The sequence below is a fragment of the Bacillus sp. GB_SG_008 genome, from assembly GCF_052038115.1.
Classification (GTDB): Bacteria; Bacillota; Bacilli; order Bacillales; family Bacillaceae_G; genus Bacillus_A; species Bacillus_A rhizoplanae.
In genome coordinates this window covers 12,342-36,778 of the sequence record NZ_JBPZSK010000010.1, presented here as the reverse complement: position 1 = coordinate 36,778, position 24,437 = coordinate 12,342, and the positions used below count along the sequence as shown (strand labels likewise).

At 37.5% G+C, this 24,437-nt stretch carries 19 protein-coding genes and 1 pseudogene; 3 read left to right on the top strand and 17 right to left on the bottom strand.

Features of this window, described 5'->3' with window-relative positions:
* Window positions 1-6 precede the first annotated feature (6 nt).
* The 15 genes and pseudogenes from ACTDJC_RS19850 to ACTDJC_RS19780 form a co-directional block, all read right to left on the bottom strand.
* Window positions 7-1,827: a pre-toxin TG domain-containing protein gene (locus tag ACTDJC_RS19850; RefSeq protein WP_440604467.1), complete on the bottom strand. Its 1,821-nt coding sequence runs from the start codon at window positions 1,825-1,827 to the stop codon at window positions 7-9.
* A 3-nt stretch (window positions 1,828-1,830) separates the two neighbouring features.
* Window positions 1,831-2,151 carry a hypothetical protein gene (locus tag ACTDJC_RS19845; protein ID WP_253630722.1) on the bottom strand — a complete coding sequence of 107 codons (321 nt, stop codon included), beginning with the start codon at window positions 2,149-2,151 and terminating at the stop codon, window positions 1,831-1,833.
* Entirely contained in the window at window positions 2,144-2,866 is a 723-nt protein-coding gene (locus ACTDJC_RS19840; RefSeq protein WP_098306466.1) for a DUF5081 family protein, read from the bottom strand. Before ACTDJC_RS19840 ends, ACTDJC_RS19845 begins: the two co-directional genes overlap by 8 nt.
* Window positions 2,867-2,869: 3 nt before the next feature.
* On the bottom strand, window positions 2,870-3,169 hold the full coding sequence (locus ACTDJC_RS19835) for a WXG100 family type VII secretion target (protein WP_098306810.1): 300 nt from the start codon (window positions 3,167-3,169) through the stop codon (window positions 2,870-2,872).
* 5 nt (window positions 3,170-3,174) lie between these two features.
* Window positions 3,175-3,519 (bottom strand): chorismate synthase, encoded by a 345-nt coding sequence (locus tag ACTDJC_RS19830; protein ID WP_440604466.1) that lies wholly within the window; start codon window positions 3,517-3,519, stop codon window positions 3,175-3,177.
* A 10-nt stretch (window positions 3,520-3,529) separates the two neighbouring features.
* Window positions 3,530-8,068 carry a type VII secretion protein EssC gene (essC, locus tag ACTDJC_RS19825; protein ID WP_440604465.1) on the bottom strand — a complete coding sequence of 1,513 codons (4,539 nt, stop codon included), beginning with the start codon at window positions 8,066-8,068 and terminating at the stop codon, window positions 3,530-3,532.
* 182 nt (window positions 8,069-8,250) lie between these two features.
* Window positions 8,251-9,444, bottom strand: a complete 1,194-nt coding sequence (gene essB / locus ACTDJC_RS19820; protein WP_440604464.1) for a type VII secretion protein EssB — start codon at window positions 9,442-9,444, stop codon at window positions 8,251-8,253.
* 60 nt (window positions 9,445-9,504) lie between these two features.
* A complete protein-coding gene (locus ACTDJC_RS19815; protein WP_098306458.1) occupies window positions 9,505-9,756 on the bottom strand; it encodes an EsaB/YukD family protein in 252 nt (83 codons plus the stop codon).
* Between the two features lie 12 nt (window positions 9,757-9,768).
* Window positions 9,769-10,272 carry a type VII secretion protein EssA gene (essA, locus tag ACTDJC_RS19810; RefSeq protein WP_098306456.1) on the bottom strand — a complete coding sequence of 168 codons (504 nt, stop codon included), beginning with the start codon at window positions 10,270-10,272 and terminating at the stop codon, window positions 9,769-9,771.
* Entirely contained in the window at window positions 10,244-13,732 is a 3,489-nt protein-coding gene (gene esaA / locus ACTDJC_RS19805; RefSeq protein WP_440604463.1) for a type VII secretion protein EsaA, read from the bottom strand. The genes essA and esaA overlap by 29 nt, the downstream gene beginning before the upstream one ends.
* A 215-nt stretch (window positions 13,733-13,947) precedes the next feature.
* Window positions 13,948-14,244 (bottom strand): WXG100 family type VII secretion target, encoded by a 297-nt coding sequence (locus ACTDJC_RS19800; protein WP_098306453.1) that lies wholly within the window; start codon window positions 14,242-14,244, stop codon window positions 13,948-13,950.
* A gap of 439 nt (window positions 14,245-14,683) precedes the next feature.
* Window positions 14,684-15,502, bottom strand: coding sequence for a 1,4-dihydroxy-2-naphthoyl-CoA synthase (gene menB, locus ACTDJC_RS19795; RefSeq protein WP_098306808.1), 819 nt, complete (start codon window positions 15,500-15,502; stop codon window positions 14,684-14,686).
* 36 nt (window positions 15,503-15,538) lie between these two features.
* Window positions 15,539-16,327: pseudogene (menH, locus tag ACTDJC_RS19790) on the bottom strand (2-succinyl-6-hydroxy-2,4-cyclohexadiene-1-carboxylate synthase); the annotation flags it as partial.
* A complete protein-coding gene (menD, locus tag ACTDJC_RS19785; protein ID WP_440604462.1) occupies window positions 16,324-18,078 on the bottom strand; it encodes a 2-succinyl-5-enolpyruvyl-6-hydroxy-3-cyclohexene-1-carboxylic-acid synthase in 1,755 nt (584 codons plus the stop codon). The gene menD and the pseudogene menH, both read right to left, overlap by 4 nt.
* Window positions 18,075-19,469: an isochorismate synthase gene (locus tag ACTDJC_RS19780; protein WP_440604461.1), complete on the bottom strand. Its 1,395-nt coding sequence runs from the start codon at window positions 19,467-19,469 to the stop codon at window positions 18,075-18,077. Before ACTDJC_RS19780 ends, menD begins: the two co-directional genes overlap by 4 nt.
* A gap of 247 nt (window positions 19,470-19,716) precedes the next feature.
* Between ACTDJC_RS19780 and ACTDJC_RS19775 the strand changes: the two genes are divergently transcribed.
* A complete protein-coding gene (locus ACTDJC_RS19775) occupies window positions 19,717-20,670 on the top strand; it encodes a 1,4-dihydroxy-2-naphthoate polyprenyltransferase (RefSeq protein WP_098306447.1) in 954 nt (317 codons plus the stop codon).
* Window positions 20,671-20,987: 317 nt separating this feature from the next.
* Here ACTDJC_RS19775 and ACTDJC_RS19770 read toward each other — a convergent pair whose 3' ends face one another.
* Window positions 20,988-21,773 (bottom strand): enoyl-CoA hydratase/isomerase family protein, encoded by a 786-nt coding sequence (locus ACTDJC_RS19770; protein ID WP_098306445.1) that lies wholly within the window; start codon window positions 21,771-21,773, stop codon window positions 20,988-20,990.
* 336 nt (window positions 21,774-22,109) lie between these two features.
* Here ACTDJC_RS19770 and ACTDJC_RS19765 point away from each other — a divergent pair, with 336 nt between their 5' ends.
* Window positions 22,110-22,841, top strand: a complete 732-nt coding sequence (locus ACTDJC_RS19765) for a yteA family sporulation protein (RefSeq protein WP_098306443.1) — start codon at window positions 22,110-22,112, stop codon at window positions 22,839-22,841.
* 160 nt (window positions 22,842-23,001) lie between these two features.
* Here ACTDJC_RS19765 and cspD read toward each other — a convergent pair whose 3' ends face one another.
* Window positions 23,002-23,202 carry a cold-shock protein CspD gene (gene cspD, locus ACTDJC_RS19760; protein WP_035432508.1) on the bottom strand — a complete coding sequence of 67 codons (201 nt, stop codon included), beginning with the start codon at window positions 23,200-23,202 and terminating at the stop codon, window positions 23,002-23,004.
* A gap of 286 nt (window positions 23,203-23,488) precedes the next feature.
* Here cspD and ACTDJC_RS19755 point away from each other — a divergent pair, with 286 nt between their 5' ends.
* Window positions 23,489-24,271: a TIGR00266 family protein gene (locus ACTDJC_RS19755; protein WP_098306441.1), complete on the top strand. Its 783-nt coding sequence runs from the start codon at window positions 23,489-23,491 to the stop codon at window positions 24,269-24,271.
* Window positions 24,272-24,437: the final 166 nt, after the last annotated feature.

The following is a 24,437-nucleotide window of genomic DNA, read 5'->3' as shown; positions in this document are numbered from 1 at the left end:
CCCTGTTTACTTAATGTTTACAAACCTACCATTTATGAATTTAGCAATTAACTCCTCAGCTCCAGTAATACTGTCCACTCTAAATAGTTCTGCTCCTTGGTTAGGCTTCAAATATGGTATTGTATATTCTGGAATAATATTACCATTAATATCTTTAGTAAATCCATGTCCTGTAAACGGGTCTGGTGAGTTGTCAAATCCGTTAGTTGGTGGTTTTGCACCTATCCCCTCCATAGATGGTCCATATGGGATATCCATTTTTTCTACTTCATCTGTTTTAAATCTTATTATTCCATAGTCCTTATCCATTCCTACCTTAAACGGAGTTCCATTATAATCAAGTCTTAATCCATCATAAACATCTTTCAATGTACTTAATTGTTTAACATCTTGAGCTCTAGTTACAAATCCACCTACGGTATTCCATGGTTCATCTTCTTTTAAATAATTTTCAATCTTTCCGCCATCGAATACTTTTTGTAATATTGTATCACTGTTCGGAGTTGGAACTGCTTCTCTTACATTCACCATAATTCTTCTTTGTTCATCTGTCAGTTCAGAGGCTAATTTCATTCTCATTGAATGAAATTCATCCAAAGTAACTCCTTCATTTTTTAGTATAGAGTCTACGCTCTCCTGAAATGAATTCATTTGATATATGTTTTCTTTTAAAAATTCAACTTCAACTGCCTCTGTCGCACCCGACTTCAAATTCAACCCATCAAAAAACTCCGCCGATTTCTTCTCAAACGCTGGCGCATTTTCCACAGGTGTTTTCTTCTCTATATTCAACGAAAGGTCTTCAAGTTGCTCTCCTGATAATTTGTTCGCATTTTGCGCCCGTTCTGTAAGAAGATTATCAGCCTGCTTCAAGCGAGATCCGCCTTCTTCTAGCCCTACTTTTGAAGCGTTTTTAATCGTCGTTGTACTAGTACCTGCTTTTAGACCTGTTGTAACATTTCCAAAGGCATGTAATCCTTTTGCCGCAGGCAATACATCAACAAACGCCAATACACCGCGTAGCCAACGTTCGGATGTATCGAGTTTTCTTCCTGTCATCCAGTCTTTTCCCGTTGCTGCGCTGGAAAGTTCCATTGCCCCAACACTCGTTACAAGAGCACCTAATGCAATACCAGCTGGAGGAAAAAACGGGGTGGCAACAGCTAGTACGATTGTTGTACCTAGTATCGCTATATCACGCCAAAATTCTTTATTTTGTTGCTGATCTTTAATTGAATCATAGGTGAATGCTCGGCTATTTAATGCTGCTTTTTGATAGGTAGTATACGATACGTTCTCTTTTGGATGTTCTTTCATATACGCCTCAAACTCTGCCTTCAAGTTAGTTGCAAACACATTATTGGAAGAGAAGATATCATTCACTGTGATTTTGTCTTTGACGCGCTCTGTCGTTTGCACATAGGACCCCCCCATCGGCGTCGCAATTGTTTCTTTGGCACCGATGGTGTTACTAGTTGTATATTTTTCTATTGTTAAATCTCGCATAGCTTGTGCAAAGGCATCTATATCTTCATAAAATGGCTGATCAATTTCAGTATCAATCAGTTCTCCTACTTTTTCGCTAAAATCATGGAGCACTTCATAATCTTCATATAAATCCTGATACTTACTTTTTTGGCTCGTATGTTGAAGGTGAACGACTCCGTCAACATCGTATTCCCCTATGGAATCTTTTGCATCTTCCATTATATCATCCAGTTTTTTCAGCTTGTCAATAACCCCTTTTCCCCACTTACCGAGGCCAACTAGATTACCAATTCCCTCTTCTGTTTTCTCCCAGTCCTGTGGGATATACTTCACGTCCATGGCTTACACCCCAATTTTTTCTATAATTTCTTGTGCCAGTTTTTCATCTGTTTCCATCATGGAGTTTAAAGTATAGGCAACTAGCGACATTATGCGAGCGTAATGATCTCTGATTTCCATTGTTTTGTTCAAAATTTTCTCATACTCACTTACAACCTGTTTCGCTTTTCCATCTTTGTAGTATTTAAATTGCTGGATGTTATGACTGGATGCTTGAATCTCATTTTCAAATGTACTTAGTATTTCTTGTAAGTACTTATAAATCGTAGTCATTTCATCCACATTCATCTGAATGCTTTGGCCATCAGACACAGCATTAGCCATTTACGATTTCCTCCTTCGTATAAGGAAATTCCAGTTCATCAAATACAAGCTTTAATAGCCAGAACTGACTTACAAACAAATATTGCTCTTTTACTAAATTAACAGCTGCTACTTTTTTCTCTTCTTCAAAGAAAAGCCATTGTTGATAGTAGCGTTGGTTCGACTGTAACGCTGGTTTTTCCGTCAGATGAAACAGTTCCATATTTATCATGCCCTGACCTGATAAGGAGCGTTGTTCCATCTCTTTTCTTTCCTGATCAGATGCTTCACGCGTTAGTTCTTTGTATTCATCTTCTTGTGGTTCCCTTAGCAGCATAGGGAAATGCTCAGTCAGCATTTTCAATACAATTGCTTTAGAGAGAACATGTAATTGATATTGCTGATGAGGTATGATTTCAACTAACATGATTAACTCATCTGATTTCTCCTCTAAAAAAGCAAACATAAACTGATTTAGTCGTACATACTTGCGGCTTTTATAATAAGTTTGTAGTGTTTGAATAACAGTGGCTCCGCCTTCTGTTATTTTCCCGTCTACTGTTAATATTTCTTTATCTATTAATTTTTGTTTTGCTTGTTCCATTACGTCTAGACCCTTCATGATTAGTAACTCTTTTGAATCTAGACCAAAAATGACATTGGCATCAAAAGCACTTGCTAGTAAATATAATTCTTCTGTACTGAAAGTATCCTTGATCATTTGTGAATCTATCATGAGCTATAAATTCCTCACTTTCCTCACATCTGCTGTATCTTCGAAATTTCTCACGTACGTATTTAAGTTTTCTAACGCTGTCGTATGCTTGTCCATAATATGCTTCATATCTCTATGGTATTGCGTAATTAAATCTAAGTATGCTTCAAACGCTCCGCGTGTGCTCCCGCTCCATTTAGCTGATTTTACAAAGCTTTTCAAATCATTGCTTTTTTCATAGGATGTGTTTAATGCTTCCTGGATTGCTTTAGAGCAGCTAATTGCTTGCTGTAAATCGCTATCAATAATCTCAACTTTCCCCATCTTCATCACTTCCCTTCTTTAGCCTTTGCATTTGCTTGGTCCCTGTAATAAATGTAACGATTGTAAGCTGCTTGTTTAGCTGCTATTAAACTCGACTGTTTCTCTTTTGCGGCTGAAATATACTTCGTCAGCTTCTCATCCAGTTGCTCACGTTTCGGCACAAATTCATTGGATGGGATACTCCCACTTGATGAATGGGGCATCTTGCCTTTATAACTACTTAGCATACTATTAATTTCAGCTATACCATTTGAATAATCCGTGATGTTTTCTTGTAAGTCTTGGTATAGATTCCTATAGTAATCTCGTTTTCTTTCATATTCATTTTTTAAGAAATCAAACAAATCCATCCCCATCCTTTTAACGTAAATTCTCCACTGGCGATAAGTAAGCTGCTAATTTAATTTTTTCAGCCATGTTTTGCTGTATAAAGTAGGCTTCATAAGGTTGTAAATTCTTTTCTTTGTAAGGACGGTTAGAAACTTCAAACAGCCATTGGTCTGCAACTTTTGTTAATACAATACCCGTTTTCTGTTTTTTCACAGCTTGGTTCACCCTGTCGTAATCTTTTCCTAATAGACCATTTGTACCAGAAATAATACAGTGAATACCCATTCGATGCCCATTTTCGATGAGTTCTCCTAAATTGTCTTCTACTGTTGTATTCAATGTGCTATTAATAAATGGAACATCCGTTATTACAACAACAATAGGTCGTAGCTGTTTTTTAAATTCATGGATTGATAGTTGACCATTGCTTTCTTTCTGCATTTCAATAAATGCTTCTTCTCGTCTTTTCCATACATTTCTTAGTGCAGCAGCTACCTCTTCCATCTCTGTTCCATTAGAAACATACTGTGCAGCTACCTCTTTGCTTCCAGTGAATCTCATTGTACTATTATCAAATAAAACGATATCGTATGCGTCACTACGTTTTAGAAGTTGTAGAATCATTTCCATCGAATTTTCAATGATCTCTAATTGATCTCCTATAACAACAATATTTTGATGCTTTTCTAAATCAAATACGACAGGTTGTACTTCTTCCATATCAACTGCAAACGGTATTTGCTTGTTTTCAACAAGTTGCTTCGTTTGCGGCCAAGCAATGAACTCGTGATAATGTAGTACTTCAGGCACCATTGGAATTGGCAACGGTCTTTCACCTTTCCATGCATGATTCATAGCTTTCGCTTCTTCTTGAATAGCTTCAACAATAGCCAAAGCATCTTCTCCTATCGTTGGTAGCGCTGTTTGGAAAACTGCTGGATTTTCAAGTTTCACAAGTCCTCGCCCTGGTAATTCTTCAATTGTTAAATCTGTACGTCCAACAATATTTCGCGCTTCGTTTTGCTCAATGTTATAGAGTGCAATTTGCATTTTAATATTAGCTAAAAGTGACATCAGTATTGCGTTTTGACGGCCTGCACTCATTAATAAATGAATTCCAATACTCGCGCCCTCACGTGCAATTTGTGTAATCATTCTTTCAAATTCATCACCAAATTGTCCATCGCGTACCGTGTCATAGTTATCTAAAGTAATTAAAATATTCGGAAGAGATTTACCGCTTGCTTTCTCATACATTGCCATATTTGCGACACCATATTTGCTTAGTAGTTGTTTTCGAACTTTAAGCTCTTGGGATAAACGTCTAATAAATTTATTTATTTTCTCCAAATCATCTACCATAAGGGTATCCGCAACATGTGGTAAGCCTTTTAGTGATAATAAACCATTTGTACCAAAGTCTAATAAATAGACATGCAAATGTTCTGGACTATGCTTCCGCACTAAATCCATTACAACAGATTGTAAGAAACTTGATTTCCCGTATCCTGGACTTGCAAAGACTACGATATGTCCTTCTTTTGTTAAATTCAGTTGTAATGGCTCTTGCGCTTGCATCTCTGGAATATCAACAATACCAATCATCGGTTCTAAATCGCTTTTCGGTTCTTGCCACGCTTGTTGGAAATCAACAAGTTGCAGTTGCGGCAAGTAAATACGTTCTTCTAAAGGCGGTAACCATGGACGCTTCAGCGGTGCTATTTGTTCTTCTTCTGTGTACTCATGAATGTAATCAATGACTGCATCCAATTCGGTTGGTACTTTTGCGATGCTCTCTTGTTTCCCAAAACCACTCAAATCCTCACTCAAAATCTCATACTGTCCTAAATCATTAATTGCATAAATCGTTGCGTCTAAATGCTCTTGATCGTCTCTGTTCTCTATGTAATCAGCGCCGCTCCATGCAGATTGGAACAATTCATAGATTTCATTATTTCCGACTTGTAAGTAAGCTCGTCCTGGCAGCGTGATTTCTGCGGCATCTGGTGTTTTTAAGATTTCGTTACTGTCGGATGTGTTTTGTACTTTTAGCGCTAATTTAAATTTCGAGTTACTCCAAATTTGGTCATCGACAACCCCGCTTGGTTTTTGCGTTGCTAGGATTAAGTGAATTCCTAGAGAACGACCGATACGTGCTGTTGATACTAGCTCTTTCATAAAGTCAGGCTGCTCTGCCTTTAACTCTGCGAATTCATCACTAATTAAGAACAAGTGCGGCATTGGTTCTTTCGCTTTGCCTTGTTTGTATAGTTTTTGATATTGGTTAATATGATTTACATCATGTTCCCCAAATAAGCGCTGGCGCTTTTGTAATTCCGCTTTAATCGATGCTAAAGCACGCATACTTTGTGCACCGTCTAAGTTCGTAATAGTTCCTAGTAAGTGCGGTAAATCCTTGAATAAGTTCGCCATTCCACCGCCCTTATAGTCAATGAGTAAAAATGCTACTTCATACGGATGGAAATTAACCGCAAGGGATAAAATGTATGATTGAATAATCTCTGACTTACCAGAACCTGTCGTACCTGCGACTAATCCGTGTGGTCCATGTGCTTTTTCATGTAAGTTTAGATTTACAATATCTTCTTTACCGCGTAATCCAAGTGGTACAGCTAATGATTTGTGGGCTGCATTTTTTTCCCACCTTGCTGTAATGTTTAATTCTTGAATTTTCTCAACACCATACATTTCTAAGAAAGTTACACTTTCTGGAATACTATTTTTCAAGTTTTGTAGGTGATTCAGCGGTGCTAATGCACGGGATACATCTTCTAAGTTAAAGTCTTTCGGAAAATGATCGAGCGCGAATTGATGGTTAACAAGTTCACCTTTTTCTAAGATGATATTCCCTTTCTTCGAATCTCTTATATCGATGACTGTCTTTACATGTTCTGGTAGACTTTGCATGACATCCTGTACGAAGACAAGCGATACTCCTAATTCCGTTGGATCTTCATTAAAGAATTCCATTACAATATGGTCTAAGATTAGTTTTTCATCTGTAATGAGTACAACATAGTGCGGTGCAAAATATAATTTTTCATTAGAAGAACCTTTTTCTTCTATTTTCATTTTGCGGTCTTTTAATATTTGATACAGACTATTTAGTACTTGGTCACGGCTGCGTTCATGGTACACAAAACCACGTACGTTAATATCGCGTACACTTGCATGCGGCAGCCAACGCATCCAATCCCATTTATTCTTTTCCTCTTCAGGGAACAATGTAATAAACTGCAAATCATAGTAACTATGAAATAGTGCAGTTTGCATAACTAATAGTTGCAGTTGTTCTAACACTAAAGAGCGTTGTCCAATATATCCGACTGGCCCGTTCATTAAATCTGTCACGACTGGAACATCTTGTAGTGCGAGATATTGTTGTCTTAGTTCACGTGCTGCCTCAATTAATTCATCTTTCTTTTGACTAAATTCTTCTTCATTAAATTGAATTTCAAAACTAGTATTTTCCTGCCCTGTTCCAACACGATATGTTAAGAAATCATGATGAAGCATCGTTTTTTCATATATGCGTGGGTTTACCTGCATAGTCATGTTGCGAATTTCTGCAACATCCGGATAATGATAGTGAAGTGCATGACGTTGCTTTTCAGTTTCTTCATATAAATCTTTTGTCTTTTGTTTTAAATACTCTCTATAACTTGTGTCACGCTCTACAATATCAATTTTGTATTGCTTTACACTTTTAATATACGATGTGACCGATATAATTACTGTCGCTACAGTCATCGCTAATGAGGCAAATATATATAAGCCATTTGACATAAAGATTGCCAATAGTACAGTGACCACGATCATAACAAGAGACGGAGCGATCATTCGCACTAAATGTTCTGTTGGTTTTGATGGTTCACTTGGTGGCTTTGCAATTGTCATTTTGTCAACTGGCTCACGATAAATAATGCGTGGTGAACGATGGTAGTCTGGATATTCATCACGAAAATAGCTATCTGCTTCAAGTAAACGAGGTAATATTGATTGTACTTTGTCTTTGGCTGCTCCAAATTGAATATCTTCATGTCCAATTTGAATTGTTACACCATCAAAAAATAATTGATCTCCACTTTCTAAAATAGCACTACCTTCTAATTTTTGATGATTATGAAATACACGTCCTCCGTGTACGTTAACTTTGAATGATTCATCTAATGAGTCACGAATGAATACGAGGTCTGCGCTTGTTTCATTAATGGTAATATCATCACCTTCACGTTCGCTAAGCGTGATAGAATACTTCGTCGCTATATCATATACAGCAACCTCTTCAACATATGTAATCCACATATGGAGAGATTTATGATTTTTCAGTTCAATTTTATTCCCCTTGTTAACATGGATAATTCTATCTTCTATTTTCCATACACCATTCTCAAGGTCCCAATTCATCGTAAGCGATTCTTCTAAATCAAGATTCGTAATTGTATTTGACCACTCATTCCCAATTGTCACAACGGGACGTTCAGATGGATTTAGGCGACATTTATACAATTTATCGCCATAGCTCACTGCTAGAAGTTGTTGCTTCATCCTTCTCCACTACTCCTTTGTTAGCTTCTATAGTAAAAAAATATGTGTACTGTTTCTCTTAAAGATAGTAAAACTCCCACCTAGCTTCTTTTCTTTACGTTTTGAGGTGAGAGTTTTACTATCCATTAGAGCAGGATACATGAAGTAAAAGAAGTTTCATTCTTTTAACGTTCTTAGTTTGTTTATTTGTTCGTATTAGATAAATCTTTTTCATCAGATGTATCACTATATTTCTTTTTATACTCATCTAACTGTTGCTGATATGTTTTTAACTTCTCATCTCGATCTTTTCCCGACAATTTTGGATTATTTTTCACAGCTTCTATTTGTTTGATTAAGCCATACATGATTAATTGTGGATCATCAATCTGCTTTGCTATATCTAGAGATTTATTAAAATCTCCTTTACCGTTATAAATCCAATACAGCAAATAGTTTTCATCACTTTTTAAACTGATGTTCTTCATAATAGATGATTTTTGCTGTTCCCCTAATTTCTCACCCTTAACATAAGAATATGCCAGCTCATATTTAGAAGCTAAAGGTAGTCCTTCAGCATCTTCATCTTGTAAATTACTAATGACTTGATCATAATCAGTCGCTAAAAAGTTTTTATTTGCTTCTAACAATGTATTTTGATAAGGTACTTTCATAAACGCGTAATACGCTAATGGTGCTACTAAAATAACCGTAGCTGCCGCAAAAGAGTATGCCATATATTTGAACCTTTTAAAGTTTTTCTTAGGGACAATTTGCATATTCTTTTCTGTTTTTCTTTGTTCTTTTTCAAAGCTATCTTCAATAAATTGGATTAATTCGTCTAAACTGTTCATACTAACAACATTTTGCTCAAATGTTGTGTCTTTTACATTTTTCAAGACGCCACTATACAATTCATCATAGCTATATTTTTTAGAAAACAATGCAATAATTAAACATTTATATTGTAATAAGAATTTTTCTTCTGTAATTGGGGCTGGCGGGACAATCTCTCGAATTCCACGATGAACAATAAAAGGTAAATAATTAGTATCAAATACTAGATTTTCTGGGTGTAAAAAGAACGTTATTCTTCTATGTAAATACTCTTTAAAACGAGCGACATTTCGAAGCAATCGTAATTTTTCATTTCTCTCTAAATCTTTTATATCGTCCCACTTCTTTAATTTCTTACTAATTTCGTATGAAAAGACAAAGGTATCTTCTGTTTCTTCTACTGCTACCGGAACAAAGATTGCTGACTTCTCCATTAATAAATCAAATTGACAAAAATCTTTTACTCGAGTTTGTGACTGGGCAAGTTCTAATTTCCAAGTCCCTTCGCCTATTTCAAATCGATAATTCATCGAATCAATCTGAATCGTTTTCTCCACCATGTTCTTCTCCTTTTGATCGTATACATAAATTTCTACACATTGAACTATTTATCCAAGTAGTCATAGTACTTGTAAAATATCTCCATCAGTTACTTCATAATCTATTAACCGATCATTGTCTGTTAGTAATAGCGACTTATTAACAACTTTTATGACATAATGTGATCCATCATGATTTTGAACTTTTAAAGTTTCTATTAAATTCTTCAACAAATATTTAATAGATTGATGATTAGGAATGCGTAAATCATATGTTTTCCCATTCCATTTACTAAAATCTACGGTGACATTAATATGTGTTTGAACAGCCATTCATATTTCTCCTTATACCCCAGTTTTTCGAATAATGGCATAAATACCACTACAAATGAGTAGAATCCCACCGATGAGTAGTACCGTCATCGTTGTACTAATTGGTGTTCCCGTTGTGCTTTGATTATTATTTGTTTCACTCGAATTCATTTGCACCGCGTAGTTTTTCTGGAATAAACTTTCTTTTGTATCTTTAATATCATCATTTGTTTTTGTATTGAGAAATAAGGATTCCCTTAATTCTTGCATCTGTTTCTTTTCTTTCTTTTGTTTTTCTGCAATTTCTTTCTCTACTTCTGGATTAAATAATTCTATTTGTGTCTTATCTAATTCCGTTTCTTGTTCCCCTTTATTCATTTTTTCTTGATCTGTTTGTTCTATTCGATCTACTTTAAACTCCATTTTCCCATTATCATTGAGGTAGCTCTCTGCCGCGCACCTCATCGGTAACGCGGCAAATGAGCCAAGGAAAAGAAACAATGATAAATTAACTAATACTTTCCGTGATTTGATCATCTAACTCTTGTCCCTCTCCTCTTCTTCTATGCCATACAAAGAGATTGATAATAAATCCAAAAATAGCTAAGCCAATAATACATCCAAAAATAGCAGGCTCACTATTTTTACCACTTATAAAGTTATTTAAAAATGTTTCAAGATACTGAAGTGGTGAGAATTCACGTATTTTTCCAAAGTACGACATCTTATCTACATTCATTCCTACTGCATTCGTTAAGAACAAATACATACTAAAGAACGTTAATAATACAAACATCCCAATCATTTTTACTTGACGTAATAAGTATGTGGAAATAAGAACTAAAGCAGCCATAATCATTGTAATAGAACCAATCCACATTAAATTACGTGTCTGATCAAATTCTAGTAAATGCCCTGAAATAATACCAATCGTTATCCCTTCTGCAATTGCAATTCCTAAAGTAATTGCAGTAATTGGTACATTTGAAAGCATCGTAGAGAATTCTTCTTCAAAATCATCTTTTTGACTACGTCTTTTCTCTTGATGTGCGATTGCATAAGAAGTAAATAAAGCAACAATAAAGCATACCAATACCATTAAGTACGGTGTAAACGCATCTCCAGCTGTAATCGTACCATCATTTTGCTTCTGAACTGGGCTTGCTAAAAATTGATATAAGTCTTCATTTTGACGCTCTCCAACACGGCTATTTGATAGTACTTTCGCAAAGTTTTTGGAGAAATCCTTGTCATCTGCTACTTTTTCACTATAATCATCTAGTAATGTATTCGCTTTCGATACAATCGTTACACCACTATCTTGAATTTCTTTTGCCTGATTATTAATTTCATCAAACGTTTTATACACGTTATCTGCCGCTAATAGATTTCCTTTAGACGCATCACTTAAAGATTGGCTTTGCGTTAACAATGAATTATACTCGGAATTTAATGCTAACACGGCTGTTTGTTCACCATCACGATTAGTCGCCACTACTTTTTGGTCATCTATTAATTTCAAGCTATTTTCACGCCATGCTTCTACATTTTTTAAGTATTCTCCTAAAGTCGCATTCATAACTTGAGCTTGTTCTGTTGTTTGTTTTAATACTTCTGCCAAGTGTTCTGAATTTTGATCAGCATTACCTACTAATTCCATATACGTATCGACTTTTTGTTTTAAATCATTTGTTTCTGCCGTTATTTCACCAGTAATCTCAGTTGCAATAAAGTTTGCCATTACATCTACTATATCTTGCTTATTGAAAATGTAATAAAGAGAATCTGGTGCAGCTTGATCACTTAATGTTCCCTCTGCTAACTTTGTTTCTAAATCTGACTTCATATCAAAGCCATAATACAATTCATACAAACTTAACAATTGCTGATAAGCTTGTACTGATTTAACAGAATCGCTAATTAATACATTTGTTGAATCTGGGAATAAATTCTCTGCCTTTTGATGTGAGATTCGATCATTCGTGCGTTCAATTGTTTCTACCTTAGGTTTATCTTTGTTAGGATCACCTGGGGTTGTTCCATCGCCCTTATTTGGATCACCCGGGGTTGTTCCATCACCCTTATTCGGATCACTTGGCGTTGTTCCATCACCCTTATTTGGATCACCTGGGGTTGTTCCATCGCCCTTATTTGGATCACTTGGGGTTGTTCCATCACCCTTATTGGGATCGCCTGGGGTTGTTCCATCGCCCTTATTTGGATCACTTGGCGTTGTTCCATTGCCCTTATTTGGATCACCTGGGTTTGTATCCGTTGTTTGTACTGTTTTCGTTACCTTTTGTGAAGCTGTACTTATCGATGTATTACCAGTGTTTCCGGCATCTTCTTTTCCATTAGGATTGGAAGGCTTTCCTGATTCAGGAGGTGTTTTCTTCTCAGACTTATGATCTAAATTCCACTGCCAATTTACTGGAGTAAACACATCTATATTGGCATTTAGATCTAGCAATTTAACATGTACACGAACCTCTAAATCCCCTTCTTTTCGCGCTGGTAAAGTAACTGTACCTTTATTTAAAAATTCTTCTGTATAATCTTTGCCATCAATTACTAATGACTGAAGACCAAACTCACTAGGAAGATTTAAAGTGAACGTTTGAGTAGCATCCATCTTCGGCACTTTTTTGACATCATTAAAGATGATTCCCTTTGTTGCAAGATCCTCTTTAATGGTTTTTATTGTATTTCCTAAAGGGATTTGTCCTGTATCTTCAGGATAAAATTGATTCTCTGTATTGTATTTTCCAGTAACTAGAATCACATTTATTAACTCTTGTTTTGTTTCATCTGGTAACGGAAGCTGATCTATCTCTTCCTTACTCACAATCGGTAAGTGATTGATTAGCTGTTCAATTTTCTTCTTAATTGCATCGTTCGGTTGCTGCATAAGTGTATTTAGATATACTGCTTTTTGATCCTCACCCGAAATGGCTTTCTTTAATTTCTCACGAGTCTCAGCTTCAATATCCGACTTTAATTTTTCTGTTAAATCTGCATCGTAACTGCGAATTTTACTATTAACGTCTGTTAAGTAATTTTGAATAGCAGCTGAATCTGATAAAATATTAGCATTAGCTTTTTGATCTGCAAGAGTGAATTGATCAGCTATCGCTTTGTTAGTTAACTCCAAAGTATCTAGCCTTTTTAATACATCCTCTGTACTTAAATCGCTATTGAATTGATTCAGTTGGTTAGAGAAATTATTTGCAACTAAACTATTTTCCCCTTGTGTCTTTTGGAAATTACCAAAACTATTTTGGAAAGCCAAATTAGATTGTGCGGTTCCATCAATATTTTGTTCAAACCCATTCAAGACACCTTGAAACCCTTTAAATGTATCTATTGAAACTCCTGTATAATCTTGTACTGTTTTAAATTGTTGTGTATAGTTTGCTAAAGGGCTTTGTACATCTGTCTTATATACATTAAATTGAGCTTGTTCTTTGTTGATGATTGCCTGTATATTATCTTGTGCACCTTGTAAATTCCCAACAATACTGGCAAAATAAACATCTACTATATGTTTATTAAACTCTTCTAAAATAGAAGCCGCAGTATTTTCTGCCTCTGCCTTCAAATCTTTATTACCAGTAGCGTTAATTTTGTAACTTATCGTTACTTTTTCTGGCGAATCCGAATTAATAGCAACCGCTTTCTGAGAAAAATCATTCGGAATAACAATCATCATGTTATAATTATTATTCTTCAAACCATTTTCCGCTATTCCGCGACTTACCACATACCATTGTTGTTTATCATTTTTACTAATGTTTTTTATAAACTGATCTCCAAAATTTATTTTCTGCCCTTCAAACGTCGTTCCTTGATCTTCGTTTACTACGGCAACTGCCATTTTTTTAGCACTAGTTTCATCCTCTTTTTTAACCTTATGATTTAATGCTAAATAGGAAGTTCCCGTTGCTAGTACAAGAGCTAAAACAATAAACAACAAAATCCTCCATTGAATTTTTTTCAATACTTACCACTCCTGTGAATATAAAATAATTTATCCATTGTTAGCATGTAGCTTATTTTTTTCTTTCAAATGTATAGCCTTAAACTGCATCAACATAATTGCAATGGAGAGAATGATTATTATTAAAATTTCAAAATTAAACCACTTATATATAAATCAGCCATACAACAAAAGTCGCATGGCTCATTTATCAATCTTCTACTATTCAAGCTTTCTTATTTCAAGCCAAAATTACGTGATAACTGCTCATCATGTTCAGCAACAGCTTGTGCAGTTCTGTCTAATTGAACGTTAATCTCATGTAATAATTGAGAGAAACTTTGTACTTTCGGTTTCAATTCATTAAATTGTTGATCAAACCCTTGGAAAGCACGGCCTTCCCATTCACCTCTTAATTCATTTTGTAACCCTTCCAGCTTGCGTAAAATACTATCAATTTCTTGAGAGCTTCTACCATATAGAGCTGCTTTAGCTTTAAGTTCCTCAGGACTCATACGAATTTGTCCAGACATTTAATATTCCCCCTATCAATATGCGAAATTTGTAAAATTAACCATTTTAATTTTACTATTTCTATTATAACAATAATGATAAAATTATAGGAAGGAAAATTTACCTTTTTGTATATAAATATCCAATATTAGAAGCATTTATTTATATATAAATATAATAATAATATGTTATCAAACGAGAATAACTGTAATCTAATACAGATTTTTGAAAATCATATTAGAAAACTGGCTAAGCATAAAGTGAAACTTCCATCAGTGGGGTTCTTCATCCCCCACTGATGGTTAGTTGAACCAATCGGGCTTTTACGGGTAATTTCCCCCACCTATCTTCTTTGTTTCTCTCTCAATCTTGAGGTGAGGGTCTTACTGCCCGTTAATGCGGGATACAAAAAAGAGACTTGATGAAATTTCATCAAGTCTCTTTTGTTCATCTTCCCGATCAAGGAAAACGAGGGAATTGTCCAAAGTCCGGACGGCGTTTTTCTTTAAACGCATCGCGGCCTTCTTTTGCTTCGTCTGTTGTGTAGTATAATAGCGTTGCATCACCAGCTAGTTGTTGAATACCAGCAAGGCCATCTGTATCTGCATTAAATGCAGCTTTTAAGAAACGAAGTGCCATCGGGCTGTTTGCTAAAATTTCTTCTGCCCATTTCACAGTTTCTTCTTCTAACTGTTCTAATGGTACAACTGTGTTAATTAAGCCCATATCAAGTGCTTCTTGCGCATTGTATTGACGGCATAAGTACCAAATTTCGCGCGCTTTCTTATGACCAACCATACGTGCTAAATAACCAGCACCGTATCCGCCATCAAAGCTGCCTACTTTTGGACCAGTTTGGCCAAATACTGCGTTATCTGCTGCGATTGTTAAATCACATACGATGTGAAGAACATGTCCACCACCGATTGCATAACCTGCTACCATTGCGATAACTGGTTTTGGAATCGCGCGAATTAAACGTTGTAAGTCTAATACGTTTAGGCGCGGGATTTGGTCTTCCCCAACATATCCGCCATGACCGCGAACCTTTTGGTCACCGCCAGAACAGAATGCACGGCCACCTTCACCTGTTAAAATGATAACGCCAACATTTTCATCATCTCGTGCATGTGCAAACGCATCGATTAACTCCATTACCGTTTTTGGACGGAATGCATTATGTACTTCAGGACGGTTAATCGAAATTTTTGCGATTCCATTGTATGTGGAGTAAATAATATCTTCGTAATTACCTTCTTTTACCCATTCAATCGTCATTTTGTCTCTACCTCCTTTTATGTTTTGCAAAAAGCCCCTTACTATTGTATCAAACTTTTGCGGTTGTTCCACATGAATTGCATGGCCCGCGCCAATAATTTGTACAAATTCAGCATGAGGAATATGTTTTTTCATCTTTTTTAAGATGTGAAAGAACTTTTCATCATATTCTCCGCTCATGAGTAAGACCGGCATTTGCAAGTGTTGCAATTCATTCCACCAGGATGGCTGCGCTCCTGTTCCCATGCCCCGCAAGCTGTTTGCAAGACCCTCAGGATCATTAGCTAACCTTTCTTCACGTACGCTAGCTTGTACATGAAGCGGTAATTTTTTTTGCGTGGCAAAGAGCAGAATGTTCTCCCATTTTTCCACAAAAGCAGAAACGCCTTCTCGTTCAATCTTTTCAGCAAGCTGTTCATCCTTTTGTCTACGCTCTTCACGTTCTTCTTCTGTTATCAGTCCCGCTGTACAGTTTTCTAACAAAAGAGACAAGGCGCGCTCTGGATATAAACAAGCAAGCGTAAGCGCAAGGCGCCCGCCCATAGAATAACCTAACATATGCGCTTTTTCAATTTGCAAATGATCGAGCAAGGCAATGAGATGCCCAGCTACCGTTTCTATGTTATAGTGCCGGGTTTCCTTTGGACTTTCCGTTTTACCATGTCCGATTATATCGACTAAAATCACTTGAAACTGATCGCTCCATGCAGGGACAAACGAACGCCATGTTTCCATGCTGCCTGTAAAACCATGAAGTACAAGAAGCGGCTCGCCGCTTCCGATTACTTCATATTCGTAAGAAACACCATGTACGTTTACTTTCATTTCCCTTCACCTTGCAATACTTCTGAAACAATGGCTGCTGCCTCTGCCATAATGTCACGATGAAGCTGTAAGTTCTCTTCACGATCTGTTTGGATTTCAATGACATGCAGTCCATTTTCTCTCGTACCTTTGTCCACTTCATTTCGAAACGCTTCCCATGTTTTTACGCGCTGGAATGAACCGTTATACATCTTGACAACATGCTCATAATCAAGTCCGAGCGGCGTACCAAATAATGCTTCAAAATGTTCTTTCTGTTCATACTGCGGTAAAAATGAGAAAATACCGCCGCCATCATTGTTAACGACAACAATAGTTGCATTTAAATCATGTAGCTTTGCTGCTAACAATCCATTTAAATCATGGTAGAACGATAAATCCCCCACAACTAATACGAGCGAATCACGAGCTACACTCACCCCAAGCGCTGTCGAAACAATGCCATCAATGCCATTGACACCGCGATTTGCTAGCACTTCAATATTTTTATCATTTGAGAAGAAAAACGTGTCTGTATCACGAATTGGCATACTGTTACTTACAAATAAAGCTGCATCATTTGGCAGAACATCTACAAGTTCTGTAATCACTTTTCCTTCAAATGCATGTTCATACGATTCAATTTTAATAAGCTTCTCTTTTGTTACAGCATTTATCTGTTGCCACATATGAAGCCAGCCATAGTTGCATTGCTGCTTGACATCATTTACAAGCTGCTCACAAAATTTAGCATCATTGGCATACACAACTTCTGTGGACATAAGCGCTGGATCACGCCAATTTCCAGATTCGTCAACAACAATGTGCAATGCTTCTGTTTGCTTTTTCAAGTATTGCGTAAGTGCTTTAGAAACTGGCATACCGCCGAAACGAATGATCACATCTGGTTTCCAACTATCGCGAAGTTGTTCATTTCGTAAAAATGTATCATAGCAATCTATAATCGTCTCTTTATCGTGAAGACCGCTGCGAAGCCCAGAAAGCGGATCTGCAAGAATCGGATAACCATATGCTTTTGAAAAAGCCACGACAGCTTCTGCAATATTTGGATGACTATCATCACCACATACAATAAGCCCCTTTTTCATATGCGAAAGGCGCTCTCGTAAAGATGCTGCATATTCATCCGTCACCGCTATTTTCCCTTGATGAACGGTTGTTTCGTATTCTCCGCGGCCTTTTTCCCATAGATTTCCTAAAGAGAAATTCGGAATTAACGGCTCGCGAAGCGGAAAGTTTACATGAACGGGTCCTTTCGGCGTTTGTAATGCCGCTGCTATCCCTCGTCCCGCTGTCATCCGTGCATATCGATACATTGGTTCTGCTGCTTCTGGAAGTGCCATTTCAATAAATTGTTTTACAAACGAACCGAACAAATGAAATTGATTCATTGCTTGCGGTGCACCAATATCTCGCAATTCATGCGGACGATCCGCTGTCAGTACGAGAAGCGGGATGCGCGAATGAAATGCTTCGCATATAGCTGGATAATAATTTGCTGCCGCTGTGCCTGATGTACATAATAAGGCGACAGGGCGTTTTTTTGCCTTCGCAATGCCAAGAGCAAAAAAGGCCGCTGATCTTTCATCCACGTGTAAATATGTGCGGATTTGTTCATGCTGCGTCATTAATAAGGCAAGCGGCGTTGACCGTGAACCCGGGCTAATGACAACATCCTGCACATGCAGGCGCGCCAATTCATCAACAAACGCGCCTAAGTAATACGATAATGCTTCTATATGATTGCTCATCTAGATAGTCCCTCCAAAGCAGAAAGCATCGGCTTAAATTTCAGCCTTGTTTCCTCATACTCTAAATGCGGCTTTGAATCAATGACAATGCCGCATCCAGCAAATAACGAAGCTTGTTTACCAGACAATAATCCGCAGCGAAGTGCTACGGCAAATTCTCCGTTTCCTTGCTCATCAACCCAGCCCATTGGCGCTCCGTATAACCCGCGATCTAATAGCTCTACTTCACGAATCAATTTCAGCGCTTCTTCTCGCGGTGTTCCTCCAAGAGCTGGTGTTGGATGAAGTTCTTCAATCATCGATAATAAATCACCATTTCCATTTGCTTGTACTGGTGTATATAGATGAAGTAAATTTTTCGTCTTCAATAATTGCGGTTCATATGGAATATCGACCGTTTCACAATGCCTTGTTAACACACTGCGAATCATGTTTACAACATAATCATGCTCTGCTAAATTTTTCTCATCATGCAAAAGTTCATATCCATTCTCTTTCGTTTCCTCTTCTGAAGCACCTCGTCCAATCGAACCGGCAAGACACATGGATGTATATGTTTCTCCCTCTTTACGAAGAAGCCTTTCTGGCGTTGCTCCTAAGAAGCACGTTCCTTTATAATCAAACGCAAATACATAACAATCCGGTTGACCTATACGAAGTGCTGCCAAAACAGAAGCCGAATCAACATCTTTATCCATAACAAGTTGCATCTCACGAGCTAACACAACTTTTTGAACAGCCCCTCGCTTCATTTCTTCCTGCACTTGTTCAATTGCTTGCAGCCATTTCTCGGGCTCTACTTCTACTTTCGAAAGAATGGTCACATGCTCTTCCACGAAGGAATGCTTGCTTTGCTGCAACAATTGCTCCTCAGCGTTTTGCAATTCCTCATAAATCTTTTCTGCACAATCATTTCCAGAAACAAAACGGTTCACTGTTAACCATGCCTTTTCATTCTTTACCGTTAACAAAAAAGCTGGCAATTGCAGTGTTGTATCGTGAAATGACTTCCATAAATCTGTTCTTTCTTTTCGTGGATCAAAAGCAAAACCACCAAATAAAAGCGGCCCTGTTCCAAATTCGTAAGTATCACGATGAATTACTGCTTCGTCTTTCAATCGCGCCCACTCTTGACGAGCATTTTGAAAGCGCTTATCAGAAGAATTTGCTATAGTAAAGGCAGAACCTACTCCAGCGAAGATAACGTGCTGCGATGGATCTGCAAAATAACATCTGTCTCTATATCCAAATTGTGTTCCTGCTGCATAAAAAAGGAGTGGATCAACCCATTCCACTTGCTTCACAAAACTAACGAGTACTTGCCCGTCAGCTGCGCGCTGAACCGCAGTAAGAATCACATCTTTTACATCATGTTGTTTCGTTTGAATCACACAGTCTCCCCCCTATGGGCGAAAAATAGTCATAAATACGCTTGATTTTAAGATACACCTCAAACGAAAGGTGTGTCAATGTTTAGCATTTCTGAGAAAATCCGAGCATATTCCTAGAAAATAAACGTTGACACTATATGATGCTTTTCCTACACTTAATTGTGTACTTTTTGTGTACGTGTTCCGCTCTAATGGGCAGTAAGAACTCATTTTTATTTTATATAACAAACAGATAGGAGGATTCCATATGGAAGTAAAAACTGAAACGAATTCCTCTTCCATGCAGCCAAAGCCAAGTAAACAAACGGGCTGGCGTATTTGGTGGAGTTTATTACGTCCTCATACATTAACTGCAGCTTTTGTTCCCGTCTTTATTGGAACAACTTATGCTATGCATGTTGAAGGTATTAGCAAAATAAATCTTCCTCTTTTCCTTAGCATGCTTCTTGCTTGCCTTCTCATTCAGGCAGCAACAAACATGTTTAACGAATACTTCGATTATAAAAGAGGGCTTGATCATGAAGGATCCGTTGGGATTGGCGGTGCAATCGTTCGCGATGGTATTCAGCCGAAAACAGTATTAAACTTAGCGTTTGGATTCTTTGGCATCGCAATTTTATTAGGAGTTTACATTTGTATGAGCTCCAGCTGGTGGCTTGCGGCAATCGGTCTTATTTGTATGGCTGTTGCCTACTTATATACAGGCGGCCCAATTCCAATTGCCTATACACCTTTTGGAGAATTAACAGCAGGATTATTTATGGGTGTTATTATTATTGGAATTTCATTCTTTATTCAAACTGGAACTGTAACATCAGAAGTTATATTACTATCCATTCCAAATGCCATTTTAATTGGAGCCATTCTACTTGCCAATAATATTCGCGATTTAGATGGCGACAAAGAAAACGGACGAAAAACATTAGCCATTTTAGTCGGACGAAACAATGCAATTAGTGTGTTAGCATCCATGTTTATCATTTCTTATATATGGACGATTGCCCTTATTATTGTCGGTATTGCCTCACCGTGGATGCTCGTAGTCTTTCTAAGCGTTCCAAAAGCATTTAAAGCAACAAAAGGTTTTATCGGAAAGAGCATCCCAATGGAAATGGCACCTGCGATGGTTGCCACAGCAAAAACGAATACAATTTTCGGATTTTTAATGGGAATTGGGTTATTACTTGGATATTTCCTATAAGAAAAGCGCAAGTGTAAAAGCACTTGCGTTTTTTTATGGTACATTCATGTTATATGTTGTCGAATTGCCTTTATCCCGCATGAACGGGTAATAAGTGTTGAATTGGAATACAGTTTAACATTCCTTCCCAATCAGAACTGTTATAGAGCCACCATAGAGCCAAGAACTAGGGAATCATTCTTGGGTATGCAACCTACGAACGGAGTCCACGAAAGACCGAGGCTAGACAACCAGGGCTTTTTTCAAGCCACCACTTCAAAACGTGTTAGCGTTTAAGTGGTGGGTAGTTGACATCCACATATGATTATTTTCATTAACTATCTTCCTTTAAATAATGGTTGGGTCTTTTCTAAAAATGATTTAGTTCCTTCTCTGAAGTCCTCGGTGGACGCTATCAAACCGAAATAATCTGCACCGAGAAGTGCGGACTCTTCTAAAGTTAAATTACCTCCCCGATGAATTGCCTCCCAAGTCATTTTTACTGCGATAGGAGACTGAGACAGAATTTCTAAAATAAGCGTTTCTACTTCTGATAATAATTTATCGGGTTCAACAATCCTATTAATCAGTCCTATTCTATAAGCTTCGTCTGCGCTTATCACGTTTCCGGTGAGCAATAGCTCTGTAGCACGCCCCTTACCTATAAGTCTGGGCAGTCTCGTAGTTCCTCCAAAACCGGCAACAGCTCCAATACGGACTTCAGGATGTCCTAATCTAGCATGATTAGCACAAACACGGAGCGTACAGGATTCAGCTAACTCAAGTCCGCCTCCCAGTGCGAAGCCGTTGATGGCAGCAACAACTACTTTCCCTAATGACTCAATTTTATTAGTAACTGTAACAGCTAACTGAGCTAAATCTCGTACTTCTAGCGGAGTGGCTTTATTGAGAAACTGAATGTCAGCACCTGCGGAAAATGCCTTTTCTCCGGCACCGATGATTATCACTGCCTTTACACTTGAATCAGTTTTAACCCTGTCCAAGACGGACGAAAGTTGTTCAAGAACATCTCGGTTTAACGCATTTAGTGCTTCCGGTCTGTTTAGTGTAATTCTTGCGATACCATTTTCTTCAGTGTAGAGGACGACATTTTTATTTAACATCTTAATCCCTCCAATAGTTTGGTGTACCGACACAAAAGGTTGCCTTCCTTGAAACACTTTTCAATATTAGATGTTCTTACATAAAAACCCTCTTCAGACAAAAATATTTAAAGAAGAAAAATTTCGCAATTTTTTTATGTCGCGACTTTATTTGAAATATCGCATCTATTTTATAAACATCGTGACTTTATTTTAAGCCCACAGTAAGACCCCTACTGATGGGAGTTTCACTCTATATTATGTTGAACCGCCGATATATTAACGTATTATTTTTCATAATTCCTGTAATTGAGCTCATACTACTTAAAGAAACCGAATTGTAGGAAGGTGGATTTTATGCTAACTCCACAACAAATGGATCATTTTCAATCTGTACTACAAAAACAAAAACAAGAGCTTGAACAAACGCTGCAAAATCATGAACATCGAGGGCAAGCTTCTGAACGTGATTCAGTTGGCGAACTCTCTGCGTATGATAATCACCCTGGAGACATGGGAACAGAATTGTATGAACGTGAAAAAGACTTAGGATTAGTCGAATTTTGGCATAAACAACTTACGGATGTAAAGCATGCCCTGCAAAAAATAGAAGCTGGAACATACGGGATTTGCGAAGTATCGGGTGAACCAATTCCACTTGAACGTTTAGAAGCAATGCCGACTGCAACAACTTGTATCGAACATACACATAATAAACTAATCCTTGGTGCGCGTCCTATTGAAGAAGAACTTATTGAGCCTCCTTTTGGTAAATATGATATGGATAGTGCTGTTGGTTATGATGCTGAAGATGCTTGGCAAGATGTTGCTTTATATGGAACGTCAGAAACTCCTGCTGATTTAGAGCGCCGCGACTCTAAAAATTTTAATGAGATGTATGTAGATGCAGAGGAACCGCGCGGATATGTTGAGGATTTTGAGAACTTTATTGGAACAGATATGTACGGAAAAAACGTACAAGTATATGCCACAGAAGCACATGAAGAATATGAACAAATGCTAGATGACTACGAAAAAAGAACCTTTAACGGCGAACTTTCTTCAGATGAATCAAGTTCAAGACCATAAAGTGAAACTTCCATCGGAGTGCCTTTTCTCCGATGGTTAGTTGAACCAATCGGGTTCTTAGGAACAGTTTCTTCCCTGTATCTCTTACACCTTTACTGTTCCTTTGAGCGGGATAAAAAAAAGAAACATTCCTTATTCAGGAATGTTTCTTTTGCCTTCATTACTTTTTAGTAACGTTAGCAGCTTGAGGTCCGCGGTTACCTTCAACGATTTCGAAAGAAACTTCTTGACCTTCTTCTAAAGTTTTGAAGCCTTCGCCTTGAATTGCAGAGAAATGTACGAATACATCTTCGCCACCTTCAACTTCGATGAAACCAAAACCTTTTTCGCCGTTAAACCATTTTACTTTTCCTGTTTGCATTGCATGTACCTCCTAAATAAAAAGAAATCTATCTATTGGAAACTACATACAAAGGTCGAGATAAACATCATGATTTCCTCACAAGCTAATGCTTTGAAACAAACACGCTTTATTTCCGTACCACATTATGCAGCTCAATAGTTCTTTTACTATATCATGCCCGAAATAAAACGTCAAATAAAACAGAAATATCTTTTTGAAAATTAACAAAACTTGTATTTTCTATTTGAAGATGTTTCGGTACAATATAAATACGGATATACATATTTATAATTGAGGTGAAACCATGAAAGCACATGAGATCGAATACAAATTATACGGCGATGATATGCAGTTTGTTGAAATTGAGTTAGACCCGCAAGAGAGCGTAGTTGCTGAAGCCGGTGCTATGATGATGATGGAAGACAATATTGAAATGGAAACAGTATTTGGTGACGGTGCTGCACAAACAGGTGGATTTTTCGGCAAGCTTGTCGGTGCTGGGAAACGTCTCGTGACAGGTGAGAGCTTATTCATGACTGTATTTACAAATACAGGACATGAAAAACGTCATGTTTCATTTGCAGCTCCGTATCCTGGGAAAATTATCCCTGTTGATTTAACTGAGTATCGCGGGAAAGTAATCTGCCAAAAGGATTCTTTTCTATGTGCTGCAAAAGGTGTTTCTGTCGGCATTGAATTTACAAAAAAACTTGGTAGCGGCTTCTTCGGCGGCGAAGGATTTATTATGCAAAAACTTGAAGGCGACGGCCTTGCTTTCATGCATGCCGGCGGAACAGTTTATAAGCGTGAGTTAAAACCAGGAGAAAGATTAAAAATTGATACTGGTTGCCTCGTTGCAATGACACAAGATGTTGACTATGATATTCAATTTGTTGGTAATGTAAAAAGTGCAATCTTCGGTGGTGAAGGCCTATTCTTCGCAACATTACAAGGACCGGGAACGGTTTGGGTTCAATCTTTAACATTAAGCCGCTTAGCACAGCGCATTGCTGGCCCAGGAGCAAAAAATTCCGGAGAAGGCAGTATTCTCGGTGGACTTGGACGCATTCTGGATGGCGACGAGTAAAGTTTTACTGCCCGTTAGTGCGGGGTAAAGTGAAACTTCCATCGGGAGTGCCTTTCTCCGATGGTTAGTTGAACCAATCGGGCTCTTACGGGCAGTTTTACTCCCCGCTCTTCTCTATCCTTTACTGCCCGTTAGTGCGGGGTAAGTAAAAGAATGAAATCCATAG